The 26937-nt window shown below is 62.8% G+C and carries 18 protein-coding genes; 5 read left to right on the top strand and 13 right to left on the bottom strand.

Annotated features, from left to right (window positions below; all coding sequences use genetic code 11):
* The first annotated feature begins 145 nt into the window (after window positions 1-145).
* Entirely contained in the window at window positions 146-1501 is a 1356-nt protein-coding gene (locus CVU60_09725; protein PKN41659.1) for a stage II sporulation protein E, read from the top strand.
* Window positions 1502-1649: 148 nt separating this feature from the next.
* Here the strand turns inward: CVU60_09725 and CVU60_09730 are convergent, their stop codons facing one another.
* Complete coding sequence (locus CVU60_09730; protein ID PKN41660.1) at window positions 1650-1991, bottom strand: anti-sigma factor antagonist; 342 nt, start codon at window positions 1989-1991, stop codon at window positions 1650-1652.
* Window positions 1973-2437, bottom strand: coding sequence for a hypothetical protein (locus tag CVU60_09735; GenBank protein ID PKN41661.1), 465 nt, complete (start codon window positions 2435-2437; stop codon window positions 1973-1975). Before CVU60_09735 ends, CVU60_09730 begins: the two co-directional genes overlap by 19 nt.
* Window positions 2438-2492: 55 nt before the next feature.
* On the opposite strand from CVU60_09735, the gene CVU60_09740 reads away from it, so the two are divergent.
* Entirely contained in the window at window positions 2493-4979 is a 2487-nt protein-coding gene (locus CVU60_09740; GenBank protein ID PKN41662.1) for an ABC transporter ATP-binding protein, read from the top strand.
* Entirely contained in the window at window positions 4957-5451 is a 495-nt protein-coding gene (locus CVU60_09745; protein PKN41663.1) for a hypothetical protein, read from the top strand. The genes CVU60_09740 and CVU60_09745 overlap by 23 nt, the downstream gene beginning before the upstream one ends.
* A 194-nt stretch (window positions 5452-5645) precedes the next feature.
* Here CVU60_09745 and CVU60_09750 read toward each other — a convergent pair whose 3' ends face one another.
* From CVU60_09750 to CVU60_09795, 10 genes are all read right to left on the bottom strand, one after another.
* Window positions 5646-7604 carry a peptide transporter gene (locus CVU60_09750; protein ID PKN41664.1) on the bottom strand — a complete coding sequence of 653 codons (1959 nt, stop codon included), beginning with the start codon at window positions 7602-7604 and terminating at the stop codon, window positions 5646-5648.
* A gap of 7 nt (window positions 7605-7611) precedes the next feature.
* Window positions 7612-9582, bottom strand: coding sequence for a hypothetical protein (locus CVU60_09755; GenBank protein PKN41665.1), 1971 nt, complete (start codon window positions 9580-9582; stop codon window positions 7612-7614).
* Window positions 9579-14309, bottom strand: a complete 4731-nt coding sequence (locus tag CVU60_09760; GenBank protein PKN41666.1) for a peptide ABC transporter permease — start codon at window positions 14307-14309, stop codon at window positions 9579-9581. Before CVU60_09760 ends, CVU60_09755 begins: the two co-directional genes overlap by 4 nt.
* A complete protein-coding gene (locus CVU60_09765; GenBank protein ID PKN41667.1) occupies window positions 14296-15042 on the bottom strand; it encodes an ABC transporter in 747 nt (248 codons plus the stop codon). The genes CVU60_09760 and CVU60_09765 overlap by 14 nt, the downstream gene beginning before the upstream one ends.
* On the bottom strand, window positions 15039-15725 hold the full coding sequence (locus CVU60_09770) for a hypothetical protein (GenBank protein PKN41668.1): 687 nt from the start codon (window positions 15723-15725) through the stop codon (window positions 15039-15041). Before CVU60_09770 ends, CVU60_09765 begins: the two co-directional genes overlap by 4 nt.
* Before the next feature lie 107 nt (window positions 15726-15832).
* Window positions 15833-17005 carry a hypothetical protein gene (locus CVU60_09775; protein ID PKN41669.1) on the bottom strand — a complete coding sequence of 391 codons (1173 nt, stop codon included), beginning with the start codon at window positions 17003-17005 and terminating at the stop codon, window positions 15833-15835.
* The gene (locus CVU60_09780; protein PKN41670.1) at window positions 17002-17592 is read right to left on the bottom strand and encodes a histidine phosphatase family protein; all 591 of its coding nucleotides are present in this window, start codon (window positions 17590-17592) and stop codon (window positions 17002-17004) included. The genes CVU60_09775 and CVU60_09780 overlap by 4 nt, the downstream gene beginning before the upstream one ends.
* A complete protein-coding gene (locus CVU60_09785) occupies window positions 17589-18710 on the bottom strand; it encodes a glycosyl transferase family 1 (protein PKN41671.1) in 1122 nt (373 codons plus the stop codon). Before CVU60_09785 ends, CVU60_09780 begins: the two co-directional genes overlap by 4 nt.
* 4 nt (window positions 18711-18714) lie before the next feature.
* Window positions 18715-19947 carry a colanic acid biosynthesis glycosyltransferase WcaL gene (locus CVU60_09790; protein ID PKN41672.1) on the bottom strand — a complete coding sequence of 411 codons (1233 nt, stop codon included), beginning with the start codon at window positions 19945-19947 and terminating at the stop codon, window positions 18715-18717.
* The gene (locus tag CVU60_09795) at window positions 19944-21107 is read right to left on the bottom strand and encodes a glycosyltransferase (GenBank protein ID PKN41808.1); all 1164 of its coding nucleotides are present in this window, start codon (window positions 21105-21107) and stop codon (window positions 19944-19946) included. The genes CVU60_09790 and CVU60_09795 overlap by 4 nt, the downstream gene beginning before the upstream one ends.
* 331 nt (window positions 21108-21438) lie before the next feature.
* On the opposite strand from CVU60_09795, the gene acpS reads away from it, so the two are divergent.
* The gene (gene acpS, locus CVU60_09800) at window positions 21439-21810 is read left to right on the top strand and encodes a 4'-phosphopantetheinyl transferase (GenBank protein ID PKN41673.1); all 372 of its coding nucleotides are present in this window, start codon (window positions 21439-21441) and stop codon (window positions 21808-21810) included.
* Between the two features lie 61 nt (window positions 21811-21871).
* On the opposite strand, the gene CVU60_09805 is transcribed toward acpS, so the two are convergent.
* The gene (locus CVU60_09805; protein PKN41674.1) at window positions 21872-26026 is read right to left on the bottom strand and encodes a hypothetical protein; all 4155 of its coding nucleotides are present in this window, start codon (window positions 26024-26026) and stop codon (window positions 21872-21874) included.
* Between the two features lie 684 nt (window positions 26027-26710).
* On the opposite strand from CVU60_09805, the gene CVU60_09810 reads away from it, so the two are divergent.
* Window positions 26711-26920, top strand: a complete 210-nt coding sequence (locus CVU60_09810; protein PKN41675.1) for a hypothetical protein — start codon at window positions 26711-26713, stop codon at window positions 26918-26920.
* Window positions 26921-26937 lie beyond the last annotated feature (17 nt).

The raw sequence follows: 26937 nt of genomic DNA on the forward strand, positions 1-26937 counted from the left end.
GGTGCTGACCTTTTACGGCGGCCAGGTCTGACCTTTCGTCGACTCGCTTCCGGTCTGGAAGTTCTTCATCACCCTGGCCGCGCACCTTGCCGTCGCCCTGGCCCTGCGGCAGCTCCTCATCCCCCGGCTGGTCAAGCCTCTGCCCGTGCCGCGGCAGTCGACACGCCTGCTGTTCCTGGACTTCGCCCTCTTCGTGGGCGCGGGTCTGGCTGTGGGCGTGTATCATCATCTTTTCTGGGGGTTTCCGGTCTTCAGCGGCGTGGAGATCATCATAGGTTTCGCCACTATCGGCCTTTTCGCCGCCCTGGATCTGAGTCTGGAGTGGGAGCACCGCGTCATTGCACACACGGACATGGCCGAAGTCCACCGTCCCGGCCCAGCCTCCTTCTTTCCCCAGACCCGGCGTTTCGCCTACCTCTCCTCAGGGATCATCATCTTCGTAACCATGGTTCTGCTCGCTCTGCTCATGCGCGACATCACTTGGCTCGAGGCCCAGGAAAAGGCCGCTCAGGACCTGTCCACCCTGCTGTGGGCCGTGATCTGGGAAGTGCTTTTCGTCATGGGCATCCTGCTGGTCATGACCCTGATCCTGGTCTTTTCCTATGCCCGCAATCTGAAGCTCCTCTTCCGCAACCAGACCTCGGTCCTGGAAATGGTCAGCCGCGGCCGTCTGGATACCAAGGTCCCCGTGGTGACCAACGACGAGTTCGCGGTCATCGCCGGGCACACCAACGTCATGATCGATCGCCTGGTGGAGCGGGAGCGGATGGTGCATGGCCTGGAGTTGGCCCGGCAGATCCAGGCGAATCTGCTGCCGACCGCCTCGCCCTACCTGCCGGGCCTGCAGCTCTACGGGGCCAGTGTCTTCTGTGAGGAGACGGGCGGGGATTTCTACGATTTCATGGTCCGCGACGGCGTCGGCGGACCGGAGTTGGTGGCGGTCATCGGCGACGTGACCGGACACGGCGTGGGCGCGGCCCTGCTCATGGCTTCCATCAGGGCTTACCTGAAAGCCCTGCTCCTGCAGGGACTGGACCTGGCCGAGGTCATGACGCGCGCCAACTCTCTCATCCACGCGGATGTGGACGACAGCGGCAATTTTGTCACCGCCTTCGTGCTGTCCTACTGTCCGGACACGCGCCGGGCCGCCTGGGTCGGGGCCGGGCACGACCCTGCCTGGTTCGTCGCCGAGGGTGGCACGGTCAGTCGCAGTCTGGCTGGCCGGGACATTCCCCTCGGGGTCACGCCGGGCTGGGAGTACACGGAACTTTCGGAGGAGCTGGAAAAGGGCGTGCTCGTCATGGGCACAGACGGAATTTGGGAGGCCGGGATAGAAGGGAAGGGGATGTTCGGCAAGGAGCGGCTTTTGAGTGTGGTCAGACGGAACCTGCAGGCGTCGCCTCAGGACCTCGCCTCGCGCATCCTGGACGCCGTGGATGCGTACACCGAAAACGCCCGCGTCGAGGACGACCGGACAGTGGTCATTGCCCGTCTGGCATAGCAGGCCGCCTCAAAAACGGCGATCTGCTGCGTCAGCGGGAAAAGCCAGGACGCGCAGTGTATTGCGCATACATAAGCGGTCTGGCTTTTTTCGATTCCTTGCGTCTCACCATTTTTGAACGGCCTGCGAATTTTGATTTTTTCAACAGTCAGAGCAGGTCGACCTCCCGCAGGGCCATCGCCATGTCGGGGCACATGGCGAAGATGCGGTCGTAGCCTGAGATGTCGAAGATCTCGGCAATGTAGTCCCGGACGCCGCAGATCAGGACCTGCCCGCCGCGTGGGTTCAGACGCTGGTAGCTCATGACCAGGATGCGCAGGCCGGCGCTGTTGATATACTCAAGTTCCGAGAAATCCATGATCAGGTGCCTGACGCCGCGGTCGAGGCTTTGCAGGACCTTTTTCTCGAGTTCGGCAGTGGTCGCTGCGTCGAGGCGCCCCTTGACCTGAAAGACGGCGGCAGCGGGGTGCTCTATTTCGTGGAGTTGCATGCTTTCTCCTGCATGTTCTTGCTGATGGTGAGCCTGGTGCGGTTGCGTCCGCCGCTGCGGGTGTAGTCCATGCGTGCTGCCAGGTTGCGCACCAGGCACAGGCCCATGCCGCCGATGCGGACGTCCCCATGTTTTGCGCATCTCTCCAGAGTGTGTGCAGTGGGGTCGAAGGGCGTGCAGGTGTCGACGATTTCCACGATCATGTCCTCCTCGCCGTCCGTCACGACGACGGAAACTTCGCAGTCCTGCCCCCGGCTCTTGCCGTGGGTCAGGCTGTTGGAAACGATCTCGTCGACGATGAGGCCCAGACGGTAGCGTAACGCGTCGGGCAGAGCCCTGGCCCTGGCGAATTCCTCCAGGGCTGCGAGCAGGTTCTGCTGGTCGTCCTCCGGACGGTTCAGGGAAAAATCGAATCTGGCGGTCATGGCGTCCTTTTCTCTAGGCATAGAGTAGGGTACTCAGGAAATCAAACCACAACTCGACAAGGATTGGCAACAGTTCATGGTGACCAAGCGCAGCCTGAATTCCTGGGTGCTCGAAAAAAACGGACGATGGCAGCTGCTCATCGTCCTCTTGGTCGTGGGGACCGTGGCCATCCGCGTCGTGCCGCTGGAGATGCAGAAGCGCATCGTCAACCAGGCCATCGGCCGGGGCGACATGGAACTGCTCGTCCTCTACTGCCTGCTCTTCGTGGGTTCGACGCTTTTGTCCAGCACCCTCAAGTTCTGCATCAATCTCCTGCAGGCCTACATCGGGCAGCACACCCTGCTCCGCATGCGCATCACCCTGCACGAGCACATCCTGAGTCTGCCGCTGTCCTTTTTCCGGACCATTCAGCCCGGCCAGGTCATCAACGCCCTCATCAACGAACTCGCCTCGGTCTCCGGATACATCGGCAGCGCCGTGTCCGTGCCCCTCATCAACGTCTGCACTCTTCTGGCCATGGGAGGCTACCTCTTCTACCTCAACCCGCTCCTGGCGGGGATGAGCTTCGTCATCTATCCTCTGCAGATCGTGGTGGTGCCCCGTCTGCAGAAGCGCGCCAACGAGGCCAACCGTTACCGCGTTCAGATCAGCCGGGCCATTTCCGGCAGCATCGGCGAGGTTATCACCGGCGTGCACGAGGTGCACGGCCACGCCGGCTTCGCCCTGGAGAACGAGAAATTCGCCAGCCAGGCCCGGCACCTCCTCAAGGCCAACGTGCGCATGAACGCCTACCGTTACGGCATCAAGTTCGCCAACAACTTCTTCGAGCACTTGGGGCCTTTCCTGCTTTTCCTGGTGGGCGGTGCCATGACCATCCGTGGTCACTTCGATCTCGGCGCCCTGGTGGCCTTTCTCTCGGCCTACGCGAGCCTGAGCGACCCCTGGCGCGAGCTCATGGATTTCTACCAGCTCAGGGAGGACAGCCGGGTGCGGTACTCCAACGTCATGGCCGCCTTCGACCTCACGCCCGATCACCTGCTCGTGCCCGTGGGCCGCGACGTGCACCGGCTGCGCGGCGACATCGACCTGGAAGGCGTGGCCTTCAGAACCCCCGAGGGCGCGCGCATCATCGAGGGCGTCAACCTCAGCATCCGTGCGGGCGAGATGGTGGCCCTGGTCGGCTTTTCGGGCAGCGGAAAGTCCACCCTGGTCAAGGTCATCGCCCAGCTCATGCCGTACACCGGAGGGCGAGCGCGCATCGACGGCCACGAGGTGCACGAACTGACCAAGCTCGACGTAGCCGAGAATCTGGGCATGGTGCCGCAACATCCCTTCATATTCAGCGGCACGGTCCGGGAGAACCTGCTCTATTCCAGCAGCGCCAGCGCCGCCAACCGCGTCCCAGGCTTCATGCCGCCGGACCTGGACCGCATCATAGAGGTGGTCCAGCAAGTCGGGTTGTTCCTGGACATCCTCAAGTTCGGCAGCCAGGCCAACATCACACCGGAAGAGCACCCGGAGCTCGTAGAGCGTGTGCTGCAGATGCGCCGCCTCTTCCGGGAGCGTTACGAGGTGCAGTTCGCCGAGGACATCGAGTTTTTCGACCAGAGGCGTTATCTGAACTACGGCTCCATCCTCAAGAACATCGTTTTCGGGGATTTCATCGAGCGCAGGGCCCGTCTGGAGGACGCCCTGAGCGACCGGCATTTCATCGAGTTCCTCGAACACAGCGGCCTGGACAGGATCCTGGTGGACTTCGGCGCCATCGTGGCAGTCGCGACCGTTCCCATCCTGCGTTACGGTGCGCAGACCCCCGAGCTATATGCCGAAAGCCCCATCTCCAGGGATGACGTGGACAGCTACGCCCAGATCGTGTCGGAAATGGGGGCACGGGGGCAGGGTTCCCTATCGAAAGCCTCCCATAACCTGCTGCTGCGTCTGGCCTTGAAGTTCGAGTCCGGCCGCCACAAGACCGTGCGCATGCCCGAACAGCTCAAGGACCGCATCCTGGGCGCCAGGTCGGAATTCCGCGATTTCATCAAGGACATGGAAGACCTGAGGCTGCGCTATCTGGAACCCACCCGTTACCTTGAGTCCTACAGCATCCGCGAGAACATCCTCTTCGGGCAGCCCAAGTCGGGCCGCTCCGGGACACTGGAGCGCATCAACCAGCACCTGGTACAGCTCCTCATCGAGGAGGGGGTGCTGGAGCGCATCGTGGAACTTGGACTCGAATTCCAAGTGGGCAGCATGGGCGAATACCTCTCGGGCGGGCAACGCCAGAAGGTCGCCCTGGCGCGGGTCTTTCTCAAGCAGCCGGCTGTGTACGTCCTGGACGAGGCCACGGCGGCCCTGGACAACGCGTCTCAGGCTCGGGTTCAGAATTTTCTTCGGACCGTGCGCGGAAAGCACACGGTCATCTCCGTTGTTCATCGTCTGGACACGGTTTCCCATTACGACCGGATCGTGGTCATGAAAGCCGGAAAGATCGTGGAGAGCGGTCCGTACGACGAACTCATGGCCGCCAAGGGGGTGCTTCATGGTCTCGTCGGAACAGTCTGAAAACCACCAATGCGAGCTGGAGTGCAACCTGCGCGTCCTGCGCGAGCTGCCCTTCCTGGCCGAACTGCCGGAGGAACTGCTGCGGGTAATGGCCTATCTGTGCGAACGGGAGACATTTGTCCCGGGACAGGCCGTATTCGAGGAGGGACAGCCGGCAGAAGGGGCGGTAGCCGTCATCACGGGGTCCATGGTCATTGAGCGGGGGGGGCGCAAGCTGGCCGCATTGAACGAGGGGATGTGCGCGGGCGGGCTCACGCTGCTGGGCCAGTACCGCTGGCTCTACACCCTGCGGGCCGAAACCGCGGCCGATTGCCTGCTTCTGCACCGACGCAGGCTTCTCCCCCAGCTTGTGGCCCAGCCCGCGTCCCTGGCCGCTGTGGCCCGGGAGCTTGTGGAGAGCGTGGTTTTCTGGGATTTGCAGCGTCTTGAACGTGGCGCCGACGGGGATGTTGCCGGGCCGGGATTGTTGTGAGGGTTGCGCCGGGCGCGTGCCGGGGTCAATTCCCGGAGGCCCGTAATTTTTCACGGAGATAAGGCATGGCTTCCCGCCTTCGCGGGAATGACTTCGTACCGTTGGCGGTGACCGGATGTTCGAAAGATGGAATCCATGCCTGCCATGCCTCGGTTGCACAACGGATCCGGTGCCCTCCGGAAGCGTTCATCCTGCTAGTACGGCAGCCTGTTCAAAGACTTGAGTATCAGCGTGCAGCCCATGGCGAACATTCCCGCCAGACCCATGCCGCAGGAGAACCCCGCCAGCAGGACCGGGGCGTACTGCCGCCATTTTGTCCCGAACTTCTTCAGGAAATAGTAGCGTCCCAGCAGCGCTCCCGCCAGTTCCAGGATCAGTCCGTGGGGCGTGGACTGGCCCAGGCCCCGCACCACGCCGTAGATGAGCAGCACGGGCAGGCCCACCACGCTCAGCAGGGCGTAGACGATCACTCCGAAAACCACCCCCGATGAAACATAGATCGAATTGAGCGCCTGGAAGAACAGGGAATTACCCTCCAGGGTGGCCGTCTGCAGGAGCAGGGTGTTCAGGGCCTGCAGATGCCACAGTTCCTGAGCGTAAGGGTAGCTGGCCGAAGGTATGGGCGCCAGTTGCCACAGGAACTGGGAAAAGAGCAGGGAGGCCACGAGCACGATGGGCAGGGTCAGGAATTCGGCCTTGATGATTCCCCGCAGGCTCGTGCCGGTCAGTTCGATCTGGCGGAAGCTCACCGTGGCTTCGCCGTAGTTGTGCATGGGGATGGGCGCGTACCAGATCTCGATGCCGTGATATCCGAAGTACTTGGCCCCGGCGATGAAGCTGGCCTCGCGCACCAGCGGCAGGCTGACGTACTGCCCGGCGATGCCCTCCATGCGCGCCGTGATGTAGGAGATGATGGGCGTGTAGATGAAGCCGTAGAGCAGGAAGAAGATCCAGGGGAAACTCGGCACCAGCCACATGCAGAAAGCCACGTAGGACAGGGTCGAGAAGACGTAGATACCCAGGGACAGCCAGATGGAGATGTCCCCGCGGCCCGGGGGCGGGGAGAACAGGGCCGCGAAGTTCAGGCGCTCGCCGGTCTGCTTCCGGTAGGATTTTCCCACCTGCCAGAAGCCGATGAGACCGATGGCCAGGCCCAGTCCGATGCCGAAGCTCATGTAGAAGTCGAAGCTGTTGGAGAAGACCGTGTCCACGGTGCCCATGCCCGGGTGCCAGCGGTGCAGGATGCCGTGGGCGTGCAGGATGGGGTTGGCCACAATGGTGATGAGCAGGCCCACGAAACCGCCGATGACGGCCCAGAAGGGCAGGACCATGCCGATGAAGATGAGGCCCAGATCCAGCTGGATGCCCGTGGCCACGGCCGGCAGGAAGCCTTCGGTATTGCGGGTCAGGTCCAGCCACGGGATGGGGATGATCCGGATGGGCTCCGTAAAGAACAGGCCGGACAGGGCCGGTAGCAGCACGTAGACGAAGCCGAAGGCCAGTCCGATCATGGCGCCGATGGAGAACACGCGCCATTTCCAGCTGTCCTTCTTGTCCTCGGTGGACTCGGCCAGGGCCATGGTGCCCAAGGCGGCCACGGGGGCCATGGGGAAGGGCAGCTTCTCCACATCCGAGGTCAGGCGGTACAGGGCGTAGCCCAGTCCGAACTGGTCCACACGCTGGATGATCATGGCCCCGCACATGAGCAGCACGGGCACGAACCAGTCCCGATGCAGGAAGGTGCGTTCGACGTAGGCGGCCGAATTCAGGGCCGGGGCCACCCAATTGGGGATGTATTCCGTCAGGCCCAGCATCTGGGCCGCGTCGGACTGGACCAGGTACTGGTTCCAGAGCAGGCCCTGGAAGGGCGAGGCCAGGGCCGCGCCGGCCATGTAATAGAGCAGGAAGATCTCCTGCTGCTTGAGTTCCGAATAGGAGCGTTTGGCGATCTCGGCGAAGAGGATGATGGTCACCCAGCGTGCCGCCGGCCCGATGCCCGTGCCCAGCACCAGTTGCAGGTACATGGAGCCGGGCATCATCAGGAAACCTATGAAGATGGCGCCGACCACGGTCTTCCAGTCAAAGCCCTCCTCGAAGTGCGTCGGCGGTTTCAGCAGATCCCGGTATTCCTTGAGTTCGCGATCGTCGTACATGGCACTCTCAGGATGGCAGAACCAGGTAGCTGATTCCGGTTTTAAGGCTGACCAGGGCCCAGAAGGCGCCCATGCAGAAGTCGCCGATGATCAACCCGATGAAGAAAAGGCGGACGCGCCGGTACAGAAACGTTCCTCCGTAGCGCAGGCACAGGGTGTTGAAGACCCAGCCGATGAGGAAGCTGAACCACAGGATGCGCATGGAGGAGCTGAAGGCCAGGATGTAGCCGATGGGATGGATGGGCCACCAGGGAAAGAGGTAGTAGCACAGCACCAGCACGAGCATGACCGCGGCACCGATGAGGATGAACGTCAGGATCCAGCCGTCTGGCGTGTGAGCCGTCTCCAGGAGGCGTTGGGAGTTGGCCCAGACCGTCCTGGTGGTGCGCGTGGCCCAGTCCATGTCCAGCTCCTGGATGCCGTAGCGGTAGCAGACGTAGAGCATGCCCATGAAGGAGGCGACCACGGCCAGGACCAGGCTCGCGGCCATGGCCAGACCCATGGTCCGCCGACGGCGCACGTGCTCGGAGACCTTGCCCGCATTCATGAGGGACGGCAGCAGGGATTCGCGCACGTCCACAAAAAGCATCTTCTGCAAGCTCATGCCCAGCACCAGGCCCACGCTGCCCAGAGGCTTGGAGCCGAACAGGGACAGGGCTGCGTCGGACGGGGCCGTGTTCAGGGAGATGTAGGGGATGCCGCCCTGGCAGACGAGCTTGGCGACCACGAGCATGACCGCGAAGAAGCCGGCGTAGAGCAGGACGGCCGCGCCCAGGCCCATGCCCCACCAGGCCGACCAGGCGCACAGCCCGGCCAATCCCCCCACGGCGCCCAGCAGGGCTGTGCGCGAAGAGATCCAGCCCGCCTCCTGGAATTCCGGGTCGGGGCGTACGCACTGTCTGATGGTGTTTAGCAGGTATTCGCGCGCCAGCCAGACCATGAACCCGAAGAAGACGATGGTCGCGCCGATGACCTGGGTTTCCTCGGGCCTCGAGATGACCGGGCCGAAGAGGGTGCCCAGGGACGAATCCGGGATCTGCAGCCCCGAGGTCTGCAGGATGCCCGTGACCAGCCCGGCCAAAAGGAAGAACAGCCAGAAGCTGAAGGATATCTGCCGGGTGGTGATGAAGGCGAAGCCGATGAAGGCCGGGTAGATGAAGATCTTGAGTTTCTGGAAGCCCGAAAGAAAGCCCGCCGATGGGAAATATGACCCGGCCAGGATCTCCGTAGGCATGGACGGGATGGACGGGAAATGGGCCGACAGGCCGCCCAGGGTGTGGATGAGCACGGGCACGCACAGCCCGCACAGCAGGAACGGGTCGCCCAGGAAGGCGAACAGGCGCTGCTCGTCGTAGGCCTCGGCCAGGAGTTTGGGCATCTGCAGCAGGGGGAAGTTGATGCGTTCGTTCACGACCCATTGAGTGGCGAAGAGGCTCGCCAGGCAGAAGAGCGTGGCGTAGGCCAGCAGGATGAAGACACTCCAGGCGCCCAGTACGGGAAGCCAGAAGGACCACGGGATGCGTTCCAGGGTCTCTATGATCGTCAGCCCGGTCTTGCCCGGCAGTCCTCCATACACGGCGTTCAGAACGGACGGGTCGCTGGGGTAGAGGGCCTCGGGCAGGTGGGGCAGCAGGCTCTCCCAGTTGTTGGTGGCGTCGGCGAAGTAGGCCGGGGCCGTGATGTTGATGAAGAAGGTCCGCACCAGCCCCGTGAATCCGATGCCCGAGACCAGGACCATGAGGGCCCAGGCAGTGAGCAGTTCGTAGCCGCTCAGCAGGGGGGGGCGGCGGCTGATCCTGGACAGGAGCGAGAGGAGCACGGCCGAGGCGAAGAAGACAAAGAAGGCCGCCAGGGGAAAGTGCCCGCCGGCCAGGGGCGTGGTCCGCAGGTAGGCGTTGGCGAAGGGGGTCACGGCGCAGAAGGCCACGCCCAGGAGCGTGCCGCCGAGATAGGCCCTTGGTCTGATGACGTGTGTCATGCCGCGCCTCCCTCAGTGTTCATGCGTTCCTGCATGAATCGTTCGAATTTTTCCTTTTCCGGGTCGCCCAGGGATCGCCAGATGAGCAGCTGCTTGCGCAGGTCGTTCAGAAACGTCCTGCACAGGCGCAGCCAGGCGTTCCGCTCCCCGGCCTCGCGAGTAAGGGTGGCGCGCATCTCCAGGAATCCCGGGTAGTCGGGCGAGGGGCAGGAGATGATGGACACCCGCTGGCGGATGCCGAAGTCGAAGGGCGCGAGCCAGGCTCTGAAGGAGATGTCGAAGCACTCCGGATGATCCTCGGCGCGCAGGCCCACGGGGCAGGCGTACTCCACTTCCAGGTCGTCGGTGGAGAAGAGGCCGTGGGAGATGTCGGCGTGGGCCAGGTAGTATTCGGCCAGGAAGCCTCCGGCGCACTCCTGTTCGTGCAGCTTGATGAGAAAGGGCAGGGTCACGACCAGGGTGGAGCCTTCGGGAGGAGGCAGTTTCCAGGTCCGGGTCACGTCGGGGATGGCGATGTGCGCGGCCACCCTCGACGGGTAGATGACCGACAGCAGGACCACGGCCATGACCGTGATCATGGCCCCCACCCCGGCCAGGGAAGAGTAGTTGGCCGTCATGCCGGCCCAGATGGGCGTGCCGGCCAGGAAATGTGCCGCCACCTGGGCCGCGAGGTAGCCGGTCACGGCGCTGATGATGCCGAAGGCCAGGGCCTCGGCGATGAACAGCGAGGACACGTGGGGCGGGGCCAGGCCCACGGAGGTGTAGACCGCGATCTCGCGTTTGCGCTCCACCACGCTGCCGACCATGGTGTTGAGCACGATGAGGATGGCTATGACCGAGGGGATGAGCACGTTGCCCATGCCGCCATAGGACAGGGTGCTGGACGAGTAGTGCAGCCAGGTGTTCTCGCCCTCGCCGTGGAAGAGCAGCAACTGGTACCTGTCGGCCAGGCTGGCCGACAGGTTGTGGTGGTCGAGGCCGGGCGCGGACGGCAGAGCCAGGCTCTTCAGGACGCCGCCAGCGCGCAGCAGGGTGGTGGCCGGTACGATGAGGGTCCGGCTGCCCGGGACGTGCTGGTACCGGCTGGACATGGTGGCGATGTCCTGGCCCGATTCGGCGGCCTCGGCCTCGGCCTCGCTCATATCCGAAGACACTTCGTTGGGATAGATGACGGTCGTCAGGGGTTCGCCGTCCAGGTCCAGGGCCTTGTCGTGGGAATCGCCGTCGAAGATCCCGCGCACGGCAAAGGGGATGCCCCAGATCCGGACTTCCGTCCCCGCCTCCAGTTCCGTGATGCCGAGTTCGCGGGCCACGCTTTCCGAAAGCAGGACCTGCCGCCCCTCGCTGTCGTCGATCCAGTCGCCCTGGACCATCACGGTGCGCCCGGCCGCCAGGGTCGCTTCGCCCGGGTCCAGTCCCACCAGACCGGCGGCTTCGGCCTCGCGGTCCCCGAAGGCGACAACGATGGCCGGCGGCCGCGTCCTGTCGGCGGTCTCCCACCAGACGCGGCGGGCCGGAACCGCCTCGCCCGGCCGGACGATCTCCCGGTCGAGTTCGTTCGGCAGGGAACGCCATTCCAGTGCCTTGAGCATGACCCCGTGATAGGGCGACGAGGGCTGGAAACGCACGGCGCCCTGGTCCAGGGAGTGCTTCACCGTGGTGAAATTGAGCAGGGTGTAGGTCAGGATGATCAGGGTGGCGCAGGTCAGACCCGTGCGGACCTTGCGCCGCCGCAGATTGGTCACGCCGATGGAGAAGGCCGCCACGAAGGCCCCCCACAGGGAAATTGCCTGGTCCCGCGAGACCATGGCCCGGCGCTGGAGGTTCTTCATCTCCTGCTCGAAGCGCGTGAACAGGATCAGCGAGACCAGGATCGAGAGCCCCAGGATGAAGAAGGCCAGGACCACCACCAGGGGGCTGTAGGTCAGCTCGAAGGCGGGGTGCACGGAGTAGACGATGGCGATGACCGCGCACAGGAGCGCCAGGAACGAGGCGATGCGCTTGTTGATGGAGACGTGGGCGAAGAGCAGGCGCTCCAGGCAGTAGGCAAAGGGCACGAACAGGGCGATGTAGAAGAGCACGCCGCCCAGGACGTCCTTCTGGGTCCCCTCGACGTCGTTGTAGACACGCGAGATGAGGGACAGGCAGGCGCGGGCATTGCGGTCCGCCACGCTGTGCATGAGGTTGTCCCTGGCCTCCTCGGCCCGTTGCAGATGGTCCCTGGCCTGGCTCAGGAGCAGGCGTACGCGTTGGTTGACGATGGAATGGCTTTCCAGGTTCTCCACGCGGGGCTGAACCAGATTGACCATGTCCTGCGCGGCCTGGAGAGACGTGTTCAGGACGGCGGGCGTGGTCGCGGCCGGGAAGCCCTTGCCGAGCATGTCTTCGGGGCTGTTGTTCAGCAGCAGGAGCTTGCGCTGCAGCACCGTGTCCGAGAGGGTCGCCTTGAAGGGCGTATCGCCGTCCAGGAAGATGCTGCACAGGGTCGTACGCCGGGTGTCGACCCTGCTGTACCAGTAGCGCAGCGGCTCGGTGTCCGTACGTGCGTCCAGGAGGTTGATGCGCGTCAGGGGATTCAGGTTGCGCGCCTCCCGCAGGTCGAAAAGGGTGGTCTGGGTGCAGCCGAACATGATCAGGTCCGTCTCGGTCATGCCGCTCCCGAGCTTGACCCGGTAACGGTCCTTGCCCGTGGCCGCCTTGTCGATGGCCCAGGCGGCCGTGTTGGCGCCGGGTTCGAAGCGGTAGCCTTCGATGATGGCCTTGCCGAAGGAATGCTTCTTGTCGGCCAGGCCTGCAAGTTTGAAACGTCCCAGGCTGTCCACCCAGGTCAGGGCGTAATGCTGGTCCTGATAGATCTGCAGCAGGGCGCCCTCGGCCTCCTGTTCCGGGAAGAGTTCGCCCTGACGCAGGAAATTGGCGCGCCCGGACAGGGTGGCGAAGCCCTTTGCGGCCTTCTGGGATGGTTCCGGCAGGTCGGCGCCGTCAAGGGCCCGGATCATGGAGACGACCATGTCTGCCTGCTGCTGGGCCCTGACCCTGTCCACGTGCTCCAGGGTGTCGTATGGGGTGCCCCAGGCCGGGCGCATGTCGTTCAGGGTGGCCAGGGTGAATCCGGGCATACCGGCCAGGGCCAGGACCTCGCCGCCCATGGGCGGCTGGTCTGGAAAATTGTTGAACCATGTCTTGCGCCCGACGCCGCCGAGAAGATCGCGGTACGCCACGTCGCCATCCCGGGTCGCGTTTTTCAGGACAGGGCGGATGTTGGCGAAGCTTTTGGTGCGGTTCACCCTCGGGGTCAGTTGGAAGAGCCAGCCGTCATCCACGCTGCCCACGCCGTTGCCGTGGGAGGAAAGGTGCAGGGACACGGCCGCGGCCATGCGCCTGCCGTCCACGGCCTCCTTGAGAGCCAGGGCGGAGCGCAGGGCGCCCAGACGGTCCGCGATGTCCGCGGCCATGCGCCGGGAGCGCTTCAGGGCCGAGGGCACAAAGGCACGCACGGCCTCCAGGCCGTCGTCCCCGAGCCCGGCAAAGGATGCTTCCCAGCCCACCTTGCGCAGCAGGAGCTTGCGCGCGGCCATCTCCCTGATCCGGACGGCGTTGGCCTCCTGGTCCTTGCGTGCCAGGCGCAGGTCCACGTTCAGTCGTTCGACCTCGTTGCGGATCTCTGTCTGGATGGCCTTGATGATCAGGTCGTTTTCGCGGGCGTCGTCCGCATGAAGCCTGCCCGCCTCCAGGAGGGCTGACGTGTCCCGCGCGTCCGCATCCTTTGTCTCCATATCCCCGAGTTCAGCGGCGATGTCCTTGTCCTTGGCAAAGAGGGCCCACACGGCCTCGCGCAGGCCCGTCAGGGCGTTGCCGTGAGCCGAGGAGGCCATGAGCAGCACGGGGCGGCGGGGAGGAGCCTCCTGAAAGGTTTCGGCCAGGTGCAGCAGGGTGGCCAGGGACACGGCCTCGTCGGCTCCCGGGGCATGGCCCGGAACGTAGCGGCCGCCGTCGAGGAAAGCCTCCACCATGAGAATTTCGCCATCCATGGACGGGTCCTGCCCGGGCACGAGGCACCACAAGTTGGCCGAGCGTCCCTTGGCCCACTCGGCGCGGCAGTCCAGCGTCGCCGTCAGGCCGTTGGCTTCTTCCGGGGGGCCGAGCAAAGTCCGGAATTCGTCCGCGGGAATCCAGAACCGGGGGAAGTCCACGGGCGCGAGCTCCTCCTTGTCCCGGAACCGGAGTCGCGGCGCGATGTCCCCGCCCCGGTCCAGGTAGACGAGGGCGCGGGCTCCGAGGTTGGCTGCGTGCTGCCAGCCCTGGCCTGAGTCGAGGTTCATGAGCACTATGTTCCCGGCCACATCCTTGCCGTCAAAATCCTCCAGGCGGCCGTCGCCCACATGCACGAGACCGGCCCGGTGAGGCACGGCCAGACTCTCCGGGGCCATGGCGTTGGCGAAGAGGGGGCGGACGGGCAGCATCCTGCCGTCCACGGTCAGGGACGCAGAATGGAAGACGCGCACAGGCGTGAGGAATTCCTGTCGGCCCGTGGTCGCGCCCAGTCGCTCTTCCAGAGACTCGAAGACCTGGCGGACATGTTCGGCCGTCTGCGCCTCGCCGGCCGTGCCCACGGCGCGGTCCGGGATGGACGCCAGGGCGCGAAGATGCTCCTCGACCCCGCCCAGGGCCGGGCCGCAGGCCAGCACGAGGCAGACCAGGGCAAGGATGAGCCTACGCAAAATCATGGCGCTCCTGGATGGTCCCAAGCGAGATGTTCAGTTCATCGCGGTTCTCGATTTTATCGATGCGCCCGTCGCGGATCCAGACCACGCGGTCGGACACGTTGAGCATCTTGAAGTCGTGGGTGGCGGAGATGATGGTCACGCCGCGCTCCCGGCTCATCTTCTGCAGCAGGTCGATGATCTCCCCGCCCGTGGACGAGTCCAGGTTGCCCGTGGGCTCATCGGCCAGGATGATGGCCGGGTCGTTGGCCAAGGCGCGGGCGATGGCCACGCGCTGCTGCTGGCCGCCCGACAGCTCGGCCGGCTTGTGCAGGAATCGCTCCCCGAGGCCCACCAGGTCCAGCAGGCCGCGGCCTTTTTCCACGGCGTGGTCGCTCTGCATGCCGGCGAAGATCATGGGCAGGGTCACGTTCTCCAGGGCGCTCATGACCGGGATGAGGTTGAAGGTCTGGAAGATGTACCCGATCTTGCGGTTCCTGAGCCAGGCCAGCTCGTAGGCGTCCAGCTGGGAGATGTCGACCTCGTCAATGAACACGCGGCCGCTTGTGGGCTTGTCCAGGCCGCCGATCATGTTGAACAGCGTGCTCTTGCCCGATCCCGACGGTCCCATGATGGACAGGTATTCCCCGGCCGCGACCTCGAGGTCCACACCCTTGAGGACCTGCACCGGCATCTTGCCCAGGGCGAAGGTCTTGGTCACGCCGACCACGCGGACGATGTTGTGCTTGTCCATCAATGTTCTGCCCTCATGACGATGATGGGTTGAAGCCTGGCGGCGAGATAGGCCGGGTAGAGGACGCCCAGCAGGGACAGCCCCACGCCCGTTGCCCACGCCTTGCCCGCCTGGGCCAGGAGCGGCGTGAGGCTCATGCCCGCGAAGTCCAGGCCGGGATAGTTCAGCAGAGACACGCCAAGGGACGCGGCGAGGCCAAGCAACGCTCCGGCCCCGGAACCCAGGACGCCCATGATGAGCGCCTCCAGCATGAAGAGGCGCAGGATGATGCGGTCCAGGGCCCCCAGGCATTTCATGATGCCGATCTCGCGGAAGCGTTCGGTCACGGACATGAGTTGGGCATTGACGATGCCGACGGTGCAGACCAGCAGGGACAGGGCGATGAGCCAGAGCTCCTTGGGTCCGGTGGTCAGGCCGCCCCCGGCCGCGTCCACTGTGTAGCCGGCAGCGGTCAGCAGGGTCTCGGCCCCTTTGCCGTGCAGCCGGAAAAGTTCACGGGCAATGGCCGAACCTGTCAGGGTGTAGCCCAGGAAAGCGATGGCCAGGACCAGGCTGAAGGCCGTGACCAGGGAGCGGAAGAACCGGATTCGCAGGCTGTTCACGGCCATGGCCACGGACTTGTTCCAGGGCAGCACGATCTGTCGCGATATGGCCTTGCCGCGCGGGAGGCGCGTGGGTTCGTTCATGGACTTCCTCGTCGTGAGCAGAGCCTTGTCGTAGTTGATAACTGTTCCTGTCTTGTGAAGATCCCTATCCCGGATGAAGCGCAAAAATCAAGGAATATCGGGAAATTTCACCAAGAAGACGCACTGCGTTCGGAGGCCAGGCGGCGGATGATGCCAGCGCTCTCCCTGTCGCCGTCCAGGCGCAGCGGTCTTGCCGGAGCGTGCTCCCTGCGCAGGGCGTCTTCCATGATTCCGGCCAGCCGGTTCGGTTCCAGATCCGCGTCTTCCAGCAACCCCACGTGGCCCAGTGCCGAGAGGGCCGCAAGGCGCATGCGCTGCTCGCGATCGTGGCCGTACGGATGCATGAGTCCACGCGCGCCGCAGGCCAGGAGGTTCATGGTCGTGTTGTAGCCGCCGCGGCTGACCGAGAGGTCGCAGGCCAGGACATGGTCGGGAAAACGGGGGGTGAACTCGCGGACCGTGGCGTCGGGATGGGCCCGGCTGCGGTCCTCCAGGCGTTGCCGCTCCTCAATGGGGGCGTTCGGGCCCGTGAACATGAGGAGTTTGTGGGGGAAATGGGCGCCAAGCTGGATGGAGGCCTCCATGATGGGGTCCAGGAGGTCGCGGATGATGGTCCCGCTACCTGCGCTGGCCAGGATGACGGTCCCGTCAGGGGGCAGCCCCAGGGACTCCCGCGCGGCGGCCTTGTCCGGGAGGGACGGCCCTTCGGCCACGTAGCCCGTGTACCAGACGGGGCAGGTGATGTCGGCCACGCGCGAGAAGGTCCGGTCCAGCCTGATGAGGTCCGGGTCGGAGTGGACCAGGACTCCATCGAACCAGGGATTGAGCCAGCCGAGCACCCGTTTTTCGAATTTGGCCTGATCCTTCTTTTCCACGAGAATGTCGCGCACGCTGCACAGGATCTTGGCCGGACGCGGACGGCGGCGGTTGCATTCGAACAGCGGCAGCAGTTCCCGGGCAAAGACCCGGCGGCCGAAGGGGAACATCTCGACGAGCACCACGTCGGGCTCAAGGTCGCGGAAAAGGTCCAGGAGCATGGCCTCCCGCTCCCGCCACGTGTCTTCGAGCTCGCCGACCACGGCCAGGACGCTGCCGTAGTTTTCGTCCATGCGGATGGCGGGCATGGCATGATGGCGCACGTTGTCCGGCATGGGAATGGGCACGCCCGCCCCGCCCGTGACCAGGTCCACGGTCAGGGGGGCCAGGGCCCGGTCGATGGCCATGCTGCGAAAGAGATGGCCGATGCCGAAGACGTATTGCGTGTAGTGCAGGATTTTCATGAAAGTCTCACATTGGTGTGGAGGACACGAAGTTCCCCGCCGTCCAGGAGCAGCAGGTGCAGGGCCCGCTTGGCCACGTTGGCCGAAGCGTTCGGCAGGAAGGGGGAGCCCAGGAGATGGTTCAGGATGATCTTGATGACGCCAAGGTGGGTGACCATGAGGATGCGCTTCCCGTCGCGGTCGCGGGCAGTTTCCGTGACGGCGGCGAGAGCCCTCTTGAGGACTTCTCGGCGGCTCTCGCCACCTGGCGGGGTGAAATCCCATCCCCGGGCCTCCTGAGTCTCGATCAGGCCGGGATGGTCCCGTCGCAGGCCTGCCACGGTGCGGCCCGTCCATGCCCCCCAGTCCTGCTCGCGCAGGCCCGGGACGATTTCGGAAGTGCACTCCGGAAAGAGAAGCCGTGCCGTTTCCCGGGCTCGCTGCAGGGGGCTGGTCGCGGCGTAATCCCACGGCCCGTGGGCGGTCAGGGTCTCCCGCCAGGAGCGTGGGTCGAAGCCGGGGTCCAGGGGCGTGTCGGTCATACCCTGGATGCGCTTCTCGCGGTTCCAGACCGTGGGGCCGTGGCGCAGCAGGCCAATGACGTTCATGAGCGCCTCCCGGCGCAGATCTTTTCCATGACGACCAGCATTTCCCGGTAGTTGGCGGCGATGTCGTGAACACGCAGCACGCGTTTGCGGGCCTGCCTGCCCAGGAGCCTGCGCCGGTCCGCGTCGCGCAGCAGTTCGCCCACCGCAGAGGCAAAGGCTTCGAGGGAGAAGGGCGGGACGATGATCCCGGCCTCGCCGTCGGCCACGACCTCCGGCGCACCGTCGTGACTGGTGGCCACCACGGGCAGGCCGCAGCACTGGGCCTCGAGGTAGACCATGCCCAGGGCCTCACCGATGCCGGGAAAGGCGAAGATGTCGCCGGCCTGGTACCAGCCGTGCATGTCTGCAGGTTCCACCCGGCCGGAGAAGGTGCAGGCATCGGGCAGGAGCTGCCTGGCCCGCTTCTCCAGACGTTCGCGCCCGGCGCCGTCGCCAAGGATGAGCAGGTGCAGTTCCGGAAACCGGGGTTTAAGGGCCGCGCAGGCGTCGATGACGAAGGCGACGCCGTCCTCCTTTACGCCGGGGCGGAACATGGCCGCCGTGACGACGACCAGCTTTCCATTGAGCCCGAGGCGCAAGCGGGTGGCCGCGCCCAGGCCGGGGTTCAGGGGGAAATTTTCCGTGCGGATGCCGGGACGGATGTAAACGATGCGCTCCGGCGGCAGGATGCGCCCGAGGTTGTCCACGTCGCGCAGTTTGTTGACGAAGACCGCATCGGCCCGCTCCAGGGCCATGCGGTTCAGGTGGAAGCCTGCCCAGGTTTTCAGGCGCTTGCGGTACTTGGTGGCATAGGAGCCCGCCAGGATGAAATAGGGCAGGCGGTGGCGGGCGGCGATGAATGGCCCGAACGGGTCCGGGCCGCGATAGTAGGTGTGGTAGGTGAACCAGCAGTCCGGGCGGGCGCGTTTCACGGCCCTGCAGGCCTTCCAAGCATCGACCAGGGCCCCGGGCCATTCAAGCGGGCGCAGGAAGATCCACTCCGTGGTCTGGCTGAGAGGCACCATGACCTCGTGTCCCCCGGCCTCCATGGCCGCGACAACGTCACGGGCAATGGACACCAGGCCCGACGATCGCGGGTGATCCAGGGCGCGGAAGGTCGGGTAATAGGCGATGCGCATGGGCCTAGAGGTTCGTCAGGCTGCGGTACAGGGCCACGAGTTCGACAATGAGCTTCTTGTTGTCGAAGACCTCGGTCACTTTCTGCCTGGCCGCCGGAATGATTTTCGCCCGCAGCGCCTGGTCCGTGGCGATGCGTTTGAGGGCCGCGGCCATTTCTTCGGGCCGCGTGGCGTCGACCAGCAGACCCGTCTCCTCGTGTTCGACCAGTTCGGGGATGCCCGAGACGCGGGTCCCGATGACCGGTACCCCCAGTGCCATGCTTTCGGCCAGGACGTTGGGGATGCCGTCGCGGTCGCCGCTGCGGGCGATGCGGCAGCCGAGCACGAAGCAGTCGGCGCCCTGGAAGTGTTCCAGGACCTGGTCGTGGGCCATGGTGCCCGGCATCTCCACATGCCCTTCCAGTCCCAGTTCCCGCACCCTGGTTTTCACGGCCTCCTTGTCGTCGCCGCTGCCGATGAGCACGTAGCGGAAGGGGAAACCCTCCCTGGCCAGCAGTGCCAGGGCTTCGAGGATGTCGGGGATGCCCTTCTTTTCGACGATGCGGGCGACGGTCAGGAATGTGTAAGGCGGCTCGGGTGTGCGCGTCACCGCGTGGGCGAAGAAGAGTTCGAGGTCGATGCCGTGATACACGCAGTGCACTTCGTGTCGCCCCTGCACGAGATCTTCCAGGAAGGCCTTGTTGTATTTCGTGCAGGTCACGACGAAGCGGGCCTTGTCGATCTTCTCGGACAGCTGAGTGGCGTCGGAGGTGTAGATGTCCTTGGCGTGGGCCGTGAAGCTGAAGGGCACGCCGCAGATCTCGGAGGCGAACATGGCAACCGAGGTCGGGCTGTGGGCGAAGTGGGCGTGCAGGTGGGCCAGGTTCAGACCTTGGGCGTGGTGCACCAGATAGCCGCCCTGGAAAAAATGCTTGAAGGTCATGAAATTGCGGTTGTGCAGGAAGCGCTTGCAGGCCAGCCGGAAGCTCTTTGCGTATCCTGCGGGGTGGGACAGCAGGGTGCGCAGGTTCGGCCACAGGAAGCGGTGCAGGCTGGTCCAGAACTCGGACGGCAGATAGGTCACGCGGGCCTTTATGGCCTCCACGGACTTGTGGGTGAAATTCTCGCGGGGCTGGCGCATGGAAAAGATGTGCACCGTGAGCCCCTGTTCTTCCAGGAGGCGGATCTCGTTGGAGATGAAGGTCTCGGAAATGCGGGGATACCCCTTGAGGACCATGCCGATGACGGGAGTTTTCATGCCTGTGCTCCGAAGCTCTGGATTCGCTGGTTGATGATGTCGAAGGCGGTCATGGGGAAACCGGCCAGGGCCGCTTCGTAGGAGGCCGGTTCGTGCAGGAGTTTCTCGATGCATGCGAGCATGGGGGCCGGTTCGACGGTCTCCCACGGGATGTATTCCAGCAGTCCCCTGGCGGCGAAGAGTCTGGCCCGGATGAGCTGCTCTTCCCGCGGGACGCTGCGGGGGATGATGAGGGACGGGCGGGCAGCGCCGACGATCTCGCACATGGTGTTGTAGCCGCCCATGGAGACCACGCAGTCGGCGGCCAGGATGGCCTTTTCCATCTTGCGGTAGAACTTGCAGATGCGCACCTTGAGCTTACGGGCCCTGGCCGCGAGCTGGTCGTAAAGGTTCTCGGCCAGCATCGGGCCGGTCACGATCATGGTTTTGAACGGGGCATGGGGCAGGGTCTCGAGCATGGTCAGGTACGTGTCCACGACCTTGTGTCCGTCTCCGCCCCCGCCGGCCGTCACCAACACGAACTTTTCGCCCGGTGCTATGTTCATGCTGCGGCGGATGCGCGGGCGATGCTGGATACGCGGGATCTGCCGTGGGATGTATCCGGTGAAATGCATCTTCGAGGCGATGTGGGCGGGAATTTCGTATTCTCGTACAGAATCGTACACCTCGCGGTTTCCGTAGACCCAGATCTCCGAATAGAGCGTATCCAGAGCGTCATAGATGTTCTTCCTGCGCCATTCCTCGATAGTGCTCTCGGGGCTGTCCATGATGTCGCGAAGCCCCAGCACGACTTGAGTTTTCGGGCTCTCTTCCCGCAACCAGCGCAAGGTCGGGACCACCTCGCGCTTGAGGCCCAGCGGGGCCTTGTCGACCAGAAAGAGGGAAGGCTTGAAAGCTTGCGCGGTGGCCAGGATGATGTTCTGGCGAATGGTCAGTGCCATCTCGGGCTCGACCTTTATCGAATGCGGCACATAGAGATCGTTGTTCTGTTTGATCATGCCCGGAACGCGCACGAAATCGATGCCTTGCGGGAAGTCGAACCGGCCGACGATGGGTGAACCCGTCAGGATGAGGATGTTGTGTTCCTCGGTCAGGATGTTTTGCGCCAGAGCCATGCTCCGACGGATATGTCCCAGGCCGTAGGTGTCGTGGGAGTACATGAGAATGTTCACGGGAGGTCCTGAAGGGGATGATGCGTTTTAAGAGGGCTGCCCCAAGAAAAGTTGAAAAGGAAAAGGTCCGCTATCATGCATGAAAAATTGCGTTGTTGATCATAAATCCTAATTGATGCTGTGAAAGTGTGCAATTCAAATAGTTGGCTCTCGAAAGGATCTGCATCAGAAGTCTTGAAGTTTGCCCCGTTCGTCCTGAATTGACAAACATGGCCCCATTGGTTTTGATGAGCCTCCTGCGCAGGGATAAATCCCGCAAAACGCAGGTGGCTTTGCCAAACGGTCCCGGGGTGCGGGACAAACATGGGTGGTGCGGGATATGATTATCGGAGTGGGTGTCGACATTGCGGAGCTTGAGCGAATCGCGCGTTCGTATGCCCGGTTCGCCGACAAGTTCAGCGCACGAATTCTGACTCCGGCAGAGATCGCCCTTGTTCCGGCCAATGCGGTTCCGTTTTTGGCCTCCCGTTTCGCGGCCAAGGAGGCGGCGGTAAAGGCGCTGGGCACGGGATTCAGCGGCGGGATCACGTTTCAGGATATCGAGGTGCGTTCCGACGCGCTCGGCAAGCCGCAGATCTCTTTTCACAACCAGGCCCAGCTCAGATTTCAGGCCCTGGGGGGCCGCACCGCGCATATCACCCTGTCCCACAGCCGCGAAAATGCCGTGGCCATGGTCATTCTCGAAGGCTGATTTTTTTGTACCGCACTGACAATGCTTGCGGGGCTGCCGCATCGGGCAGCCCTGCTGTTTTCTACTGCTGAATTTCCACCGTCGCTTCGTGCGCCCCGGACAGGGCCTGCGGGCCGGTCTTGCCCAGAAAGATGCGCCCGGCATCCACGCCAAGCTCCTGCACGAGATGATTCTTCACAAATTCCGCCCGGGTGGCGGCAAGGCGCACAAGATCGGCGTCAGTGATGTTTATGAGCTCCCTGAGCTTGTCTTCCTGAACCTCGCGGGAGACGTCCTTGTGCATGCCGAAGGCGCCCTTTTCCTTTTCCACGGGCTCTTCCTTGTAGGCCTCCCAAAGCAGTTCAGGGTATTCCTCGTCCGTGATCTCAAGTTCATCCAGCGTCGTCTTTTCCTTTTCCCTTCGTGGCAGATCATCGAATTTGATGACCTGCAGCTTGCGCATGAATTGCATGTCGGCCAGGGCCTGCCTGTCGGCGGCGGGATCGGAGTGGCCCTGGATGGATATCTTGATGCCGGGGCGCTGCGCCAGGATATCGGCCAGGGCCTGCATGTTCTGCAGGGCTTCGGGCGCGGGGGCGGACAGGCCGGGCGGGAAGGGGAGTCTGTTCAGGTCCTCGCCGCCTCCATCGGGGACAAGGCTGGCCAGCAGGGAGAAGGGGGAAGCGATGGCCTTGACGATAAGGCCCAGGAAGGCCTGCAGCACGATGCCGCCGATGTTGAATTTCGGGTCGGCCAGGTCTCCCTTGATGGGCAGGTTGATGGCGATGTTGCCGGACATGTCGCGCAGCAGTGCCAGGCCCAGCTTGACCGGCACATTGGGTGCGTCCGGGGATTCGACCTTGTCGCCGAGTTCAAGCTGGCGGGCCTTGATGGCGTTGCCCATGGACAGCTTGTTTTCCGAGGTGTCCACGTTCATATCCCAGTCCAGTTGGCCGCGTGCGACAGGGTAGGCGATGAATTTCGAAGAGTAGGACGACAATGCGACCAGATCCAGATTGCGCAGGGTCACGGTGCTGCTGGCTTCCATGGGGTCTTTCAGCGGCGAGACCCACCCCTTGGCGGTTATGGGCGCGGAGCCGTCGATGATGGCGGTCAGGTCCAGTTCCGTGCGCTTCGCCGGGTCCAGGGAAAAGCCGGTCACGGTCAGGTCCAGCGGTGAGATGACGGACTCGAACTGTGGTGAAAGGGTCTTGTCGGCAAAGGAAAAGCGCCCTTGCTTGAGGCTTACCTTCCCGATTTCCAGGGTTTTGAGCCCCTCTGAAGTGTCGGAGGGGCTTGCTTGGCTTTTCCTTGGGGTTGTCGGCGCGAGGCGGTCCAGGCTGGTCGTGCCCTGGGCGTCGATGACATAACTGCCTCGGGGTTCGACCAGATTGACCTGGGCAATGGTCAGGGTCAGGGGCGAGAGTTGCAGGTCGAGGCGATTCACGTCCAGGGATTTGAAGCCGAGCAGTTCCGTCCTGGACCGGGCCTCGGTGACCCGCAGCCCATCAACCTGCAGGGAGCCGGAGATCCGGTCCCGGGCCTTGTCGCCCATGCTCCAGTCGAGTTTCCCGCCGAGTCTGCCCGCAGGAATGTCGATGGCGGCCACATCCGCGACATAGGCTGCGGCGACGGCCAGCGGAATCCGGGTCAGCGTGAGGCTGCCCTTGCTGGTCATGGTGGCCGGAACGATGTCACCGGCGGCCTTCAATGTGCCCGTCTCCTCCACGCGGCAGGACAGGGTCAGAGGGACGGCCTTGCCGAGATCCGTGGACAGGTTCTTGGCCAGAAAAGTGATCTGGTCCACATCAAGGCGTACGGGCTTGGCCAGGGTCTGGTCCGTGAGCGAGACACTGGTGCCGGCGAGGGAAACCTGCTCCACGGCCACCGCCCACGACGGTGAGGAAGTCTTGGCCTGGGCTGCGGGGCTGGCCGAGGCCGCCTTTTCGGGAGCGAACAGCCTGGCCAGGTTCAGATCGCCGTTTGGCTGCCTTACCAGATCGACAGCCAGGTTCAGTTCCGCGGGGCCGACCTGCACGGATTGCACTTTTGTGTCCACCGCCACCGGGCCAACCTGCAGGGAGGAGAGTCTGACCGGAGTCGGGGCGGCCTTGTCCCCGGTTGAAAGGGTTGTCTCTTTTATGGATACCCCCGCCAGTGCGACATTCCAGGCTGTGGCATCGGGCTGCGTCTGGTCGGTGGAGTCGGGCTTGGCCGGTCCGGAGGGGTCGGCTTTTTTGGTGGTTGGAGCATCCAGAGCGTCGAGCAGGCTGGCCCTGCCCTGCTGGTCGAGGGCGGTGGAGACCTTCGCCCCATTCAAGGTGAACACGCCTGTGCGGACACTTTTGTCGGCCAGGTTCAGGAAAATGTTGTCCAACGCCGCGCGGTCCAGCGTGACCTCTCCGGCTCCATCGGCCGCCGTGAGTGACAGGTTGCGGATTTCGAGGGATGCGTCGTCAAGGCGTGGGGCCTTGTCCTCTCCATCGATGAGGAAACGCAAGCGCGTGTCGGCCTTGGCCGTGGTCAGGGTCAAGGGCAGGGCATCCTTGAAGTACGGGGAGTAGGTGGGCACATCCAGGCCGCGGGCCGCGATGGCGGCCTGCACGCGGAAGGGCGAGATCGAGAAGGTCGCGTTCGTGTCGAGGCTTTCGCCGTCGGATGTGCGCGCATGAAGTTCGGCCTGGCTGGTTGCGTTGCGCGAGGTGTCCAGATCCGTGATGCTGACGCTCAAGGAGTTCAGTTCCTTGGTGAAGGAGGTCGTTTCGTCCATGAAGAGGACGCGGCCGTCGGTGATTCGGATTTTGGGTGCCCGCAGCAGCAGGGTTTTGGCGGTTTCGCGTCTGGCGGCTGTGGCGTTGTCGATCTCCGGGATTTCGGTCATGGATGCGTTGCCGGTTTCGACGGCAACAGTCGTGTTGGTGCTTGCCGTCTGGGCTGCAGTTCCCGTGGCGTTCCCGCTTTTCATGGCGACAGGGACGGTTGCGTTCCGCGCGGCCAGTGCGCCTGGGTCCGTGGCGTTGGACGGCGAGGTTGCCGGGTCATCCGGAGTCACGAAGTAGTGCATCCAGTTCAGGCTCCCGTCCTTTTGGCGCACGATTTTCAAATATGGCTGTTCCAGAGCTACGGAGTTCAGTCCGAGCTGCAGGTTCAGGATGGAGATGTCGTCTATGACAACCTCTGTCCTGGCGGCGGTGAGTACGGGCACTCCGTCATCGGTCAGTTCGATGTCGCTTCCCGTGATGATGCCCTGCAGGGAGAAGGAAGGGAGCGCGTCCTCGAATTGTTCGAAGGCCAGCTTGCTTTCAAGGGTCAGAAACCCCTTGGAAAGCTTGAGGTTTTCCCTGGCCATGGCATAGGCCCAGTATTGGGGCAGCGCGAGGTCGACGACGTTCAGGTCGAATTCGGTTTTAAGGGAGTTGGAAAAGGGGGTGGTCCGCCCTTCGAGGTTGAACGGAGCACCGTTGGCTCGAAAGGACAGAGTAGGGGTCATGAAGGTTTCCCAGTCCTTCTTGCGCGATGAAAACCGGGGCAGGTTGAACTCGATCTGGTCCACGACATGACTCACTCCCTTGGCCTTGTCCTCCAGGGTCAGAGTGCCGTTGCCGATGGTGAAGGGTTCGACAATAAGGGGCAGGAGCATGGGTTCGCCAGGAGTGTCGGTCCCCGTTTCCGCTGAGCCGGCGGTCAGGTCGGAAAAATTGGTTTGCCCGTCCTGTTCGAGGCGGATATGAATGCGCGGGCCATCCAGGCGGGCTTCACGCACGACCAGGGCCAGACGCGGGATGGAGGCGAGTTCAAGGTTGGCGTGCAGGGCATCGAAGGCGACAAACTCGCCACTGCCGTCCTTTTCACTGATGGCGAAATCGACCACATCCGCAGTCATGGCAAAAGGATTGATGCGAATCTCCCCGACGCTGATCTGACGGCTTAGGGCGGGAGAAACTTTCTCGACAAGAACGTAGCTGGCGATGCGCGGCAGAAGAAGGAATCCGAAAGCGGCATAGAGAGCCACGCAAACAGTAGTCACGAAAAGCGACTTTTGCCACCACGTCAGTTTTTTCCAGGATTCGCTTATGGCTATCATGACGGACTCCGTGAGTTTGCATTTTGGGGAAGGTAGCGTTCTTGTCCCTTGTTTGGCAAGAAATGGTTGCGATTTGTTGGTGTTAATAGTTGAAATTGCAGTGATGGCATGCGTTTTCATGAATACGTGCCACGATGCGCGCCGTGTATTCATATGGTGCGTTCGTCCGCACGAGTCCGTTTTTCTTGATGTTGAATAGAGTTAGGCTTCTCGATAATCCCATGCGTTGCTGCCGGTGTCTGGCGTGTATATGAAAATGCACGGTTACGTGCTTTCGGAGATGTGATGATCAAGATTGCGTATGTTGTTGGCGGGCTTCCTTTTGGCGGCGTTGAAAATTGGCTTTTTGACGTGGTCTTGCGAATGGAAAAATCAAAGACGTATACATGCAGAATATTCAATATTTCCGGTACTGGTTTGAAAATGCCCGAGTTTTACGCATCAGGTCTGGACGTGGTGAATATCGGTAAAAAAAATTCAGCAGCGTCTTCACATCGGATCGATACGGCATTTTTGCTCAGAAAAGAGCTGAAAAAGTATTCTCCTGATATTATACATACAATACATAATAGTGGAGATTGTTTTGGAAGAATTTCATCTGTAGGATTACGTATTTCTATATTGACACATATACTCAACACCAAAAAATAAAAAAAGATAAGTCGGAAAGTTTCAAATAAAATATTTTCATATTTTACATCGTCTTACATTCCAGTGTCTCATGATGTAGATCGTGTTGTTGACTCCGATCATAATTTATTCAAAAGAAAAAAATTTGTCTTACATAATGGAATAGACACATCACGCCTTGATTTTGATCCTCACGATTTGCGCGCAATGTATGGATTAAGCGGGAAAATAATAATTGGTATTGGAAGGTATGTAGAACAAAAGAACTTCGAGAGTCTTATCGAGGCTATGAAAATTCTCGTTGACTCCGGAAAAGATGTTTCCCTGGTTTTGGTTGGGGAAGGGAGTAAGCGCGATCTCTATGAATCAATGATTTCAGATCTGGGGTTGAAAGACCGGGTCGTCTTGACGGGTTAGCGAACGGACGTAGGGGC

It is taken from the genome of Deltaproteobacteria bacterium HGW-Deltaproteobacteria-18 (assembly GCA_002841885.1).
GTDB lineage: Bacteria > Desulfobacterota > Desulfovibrionia > Desulfovibrionales > Desulfomicrobiaceae > Desulfomicrobium.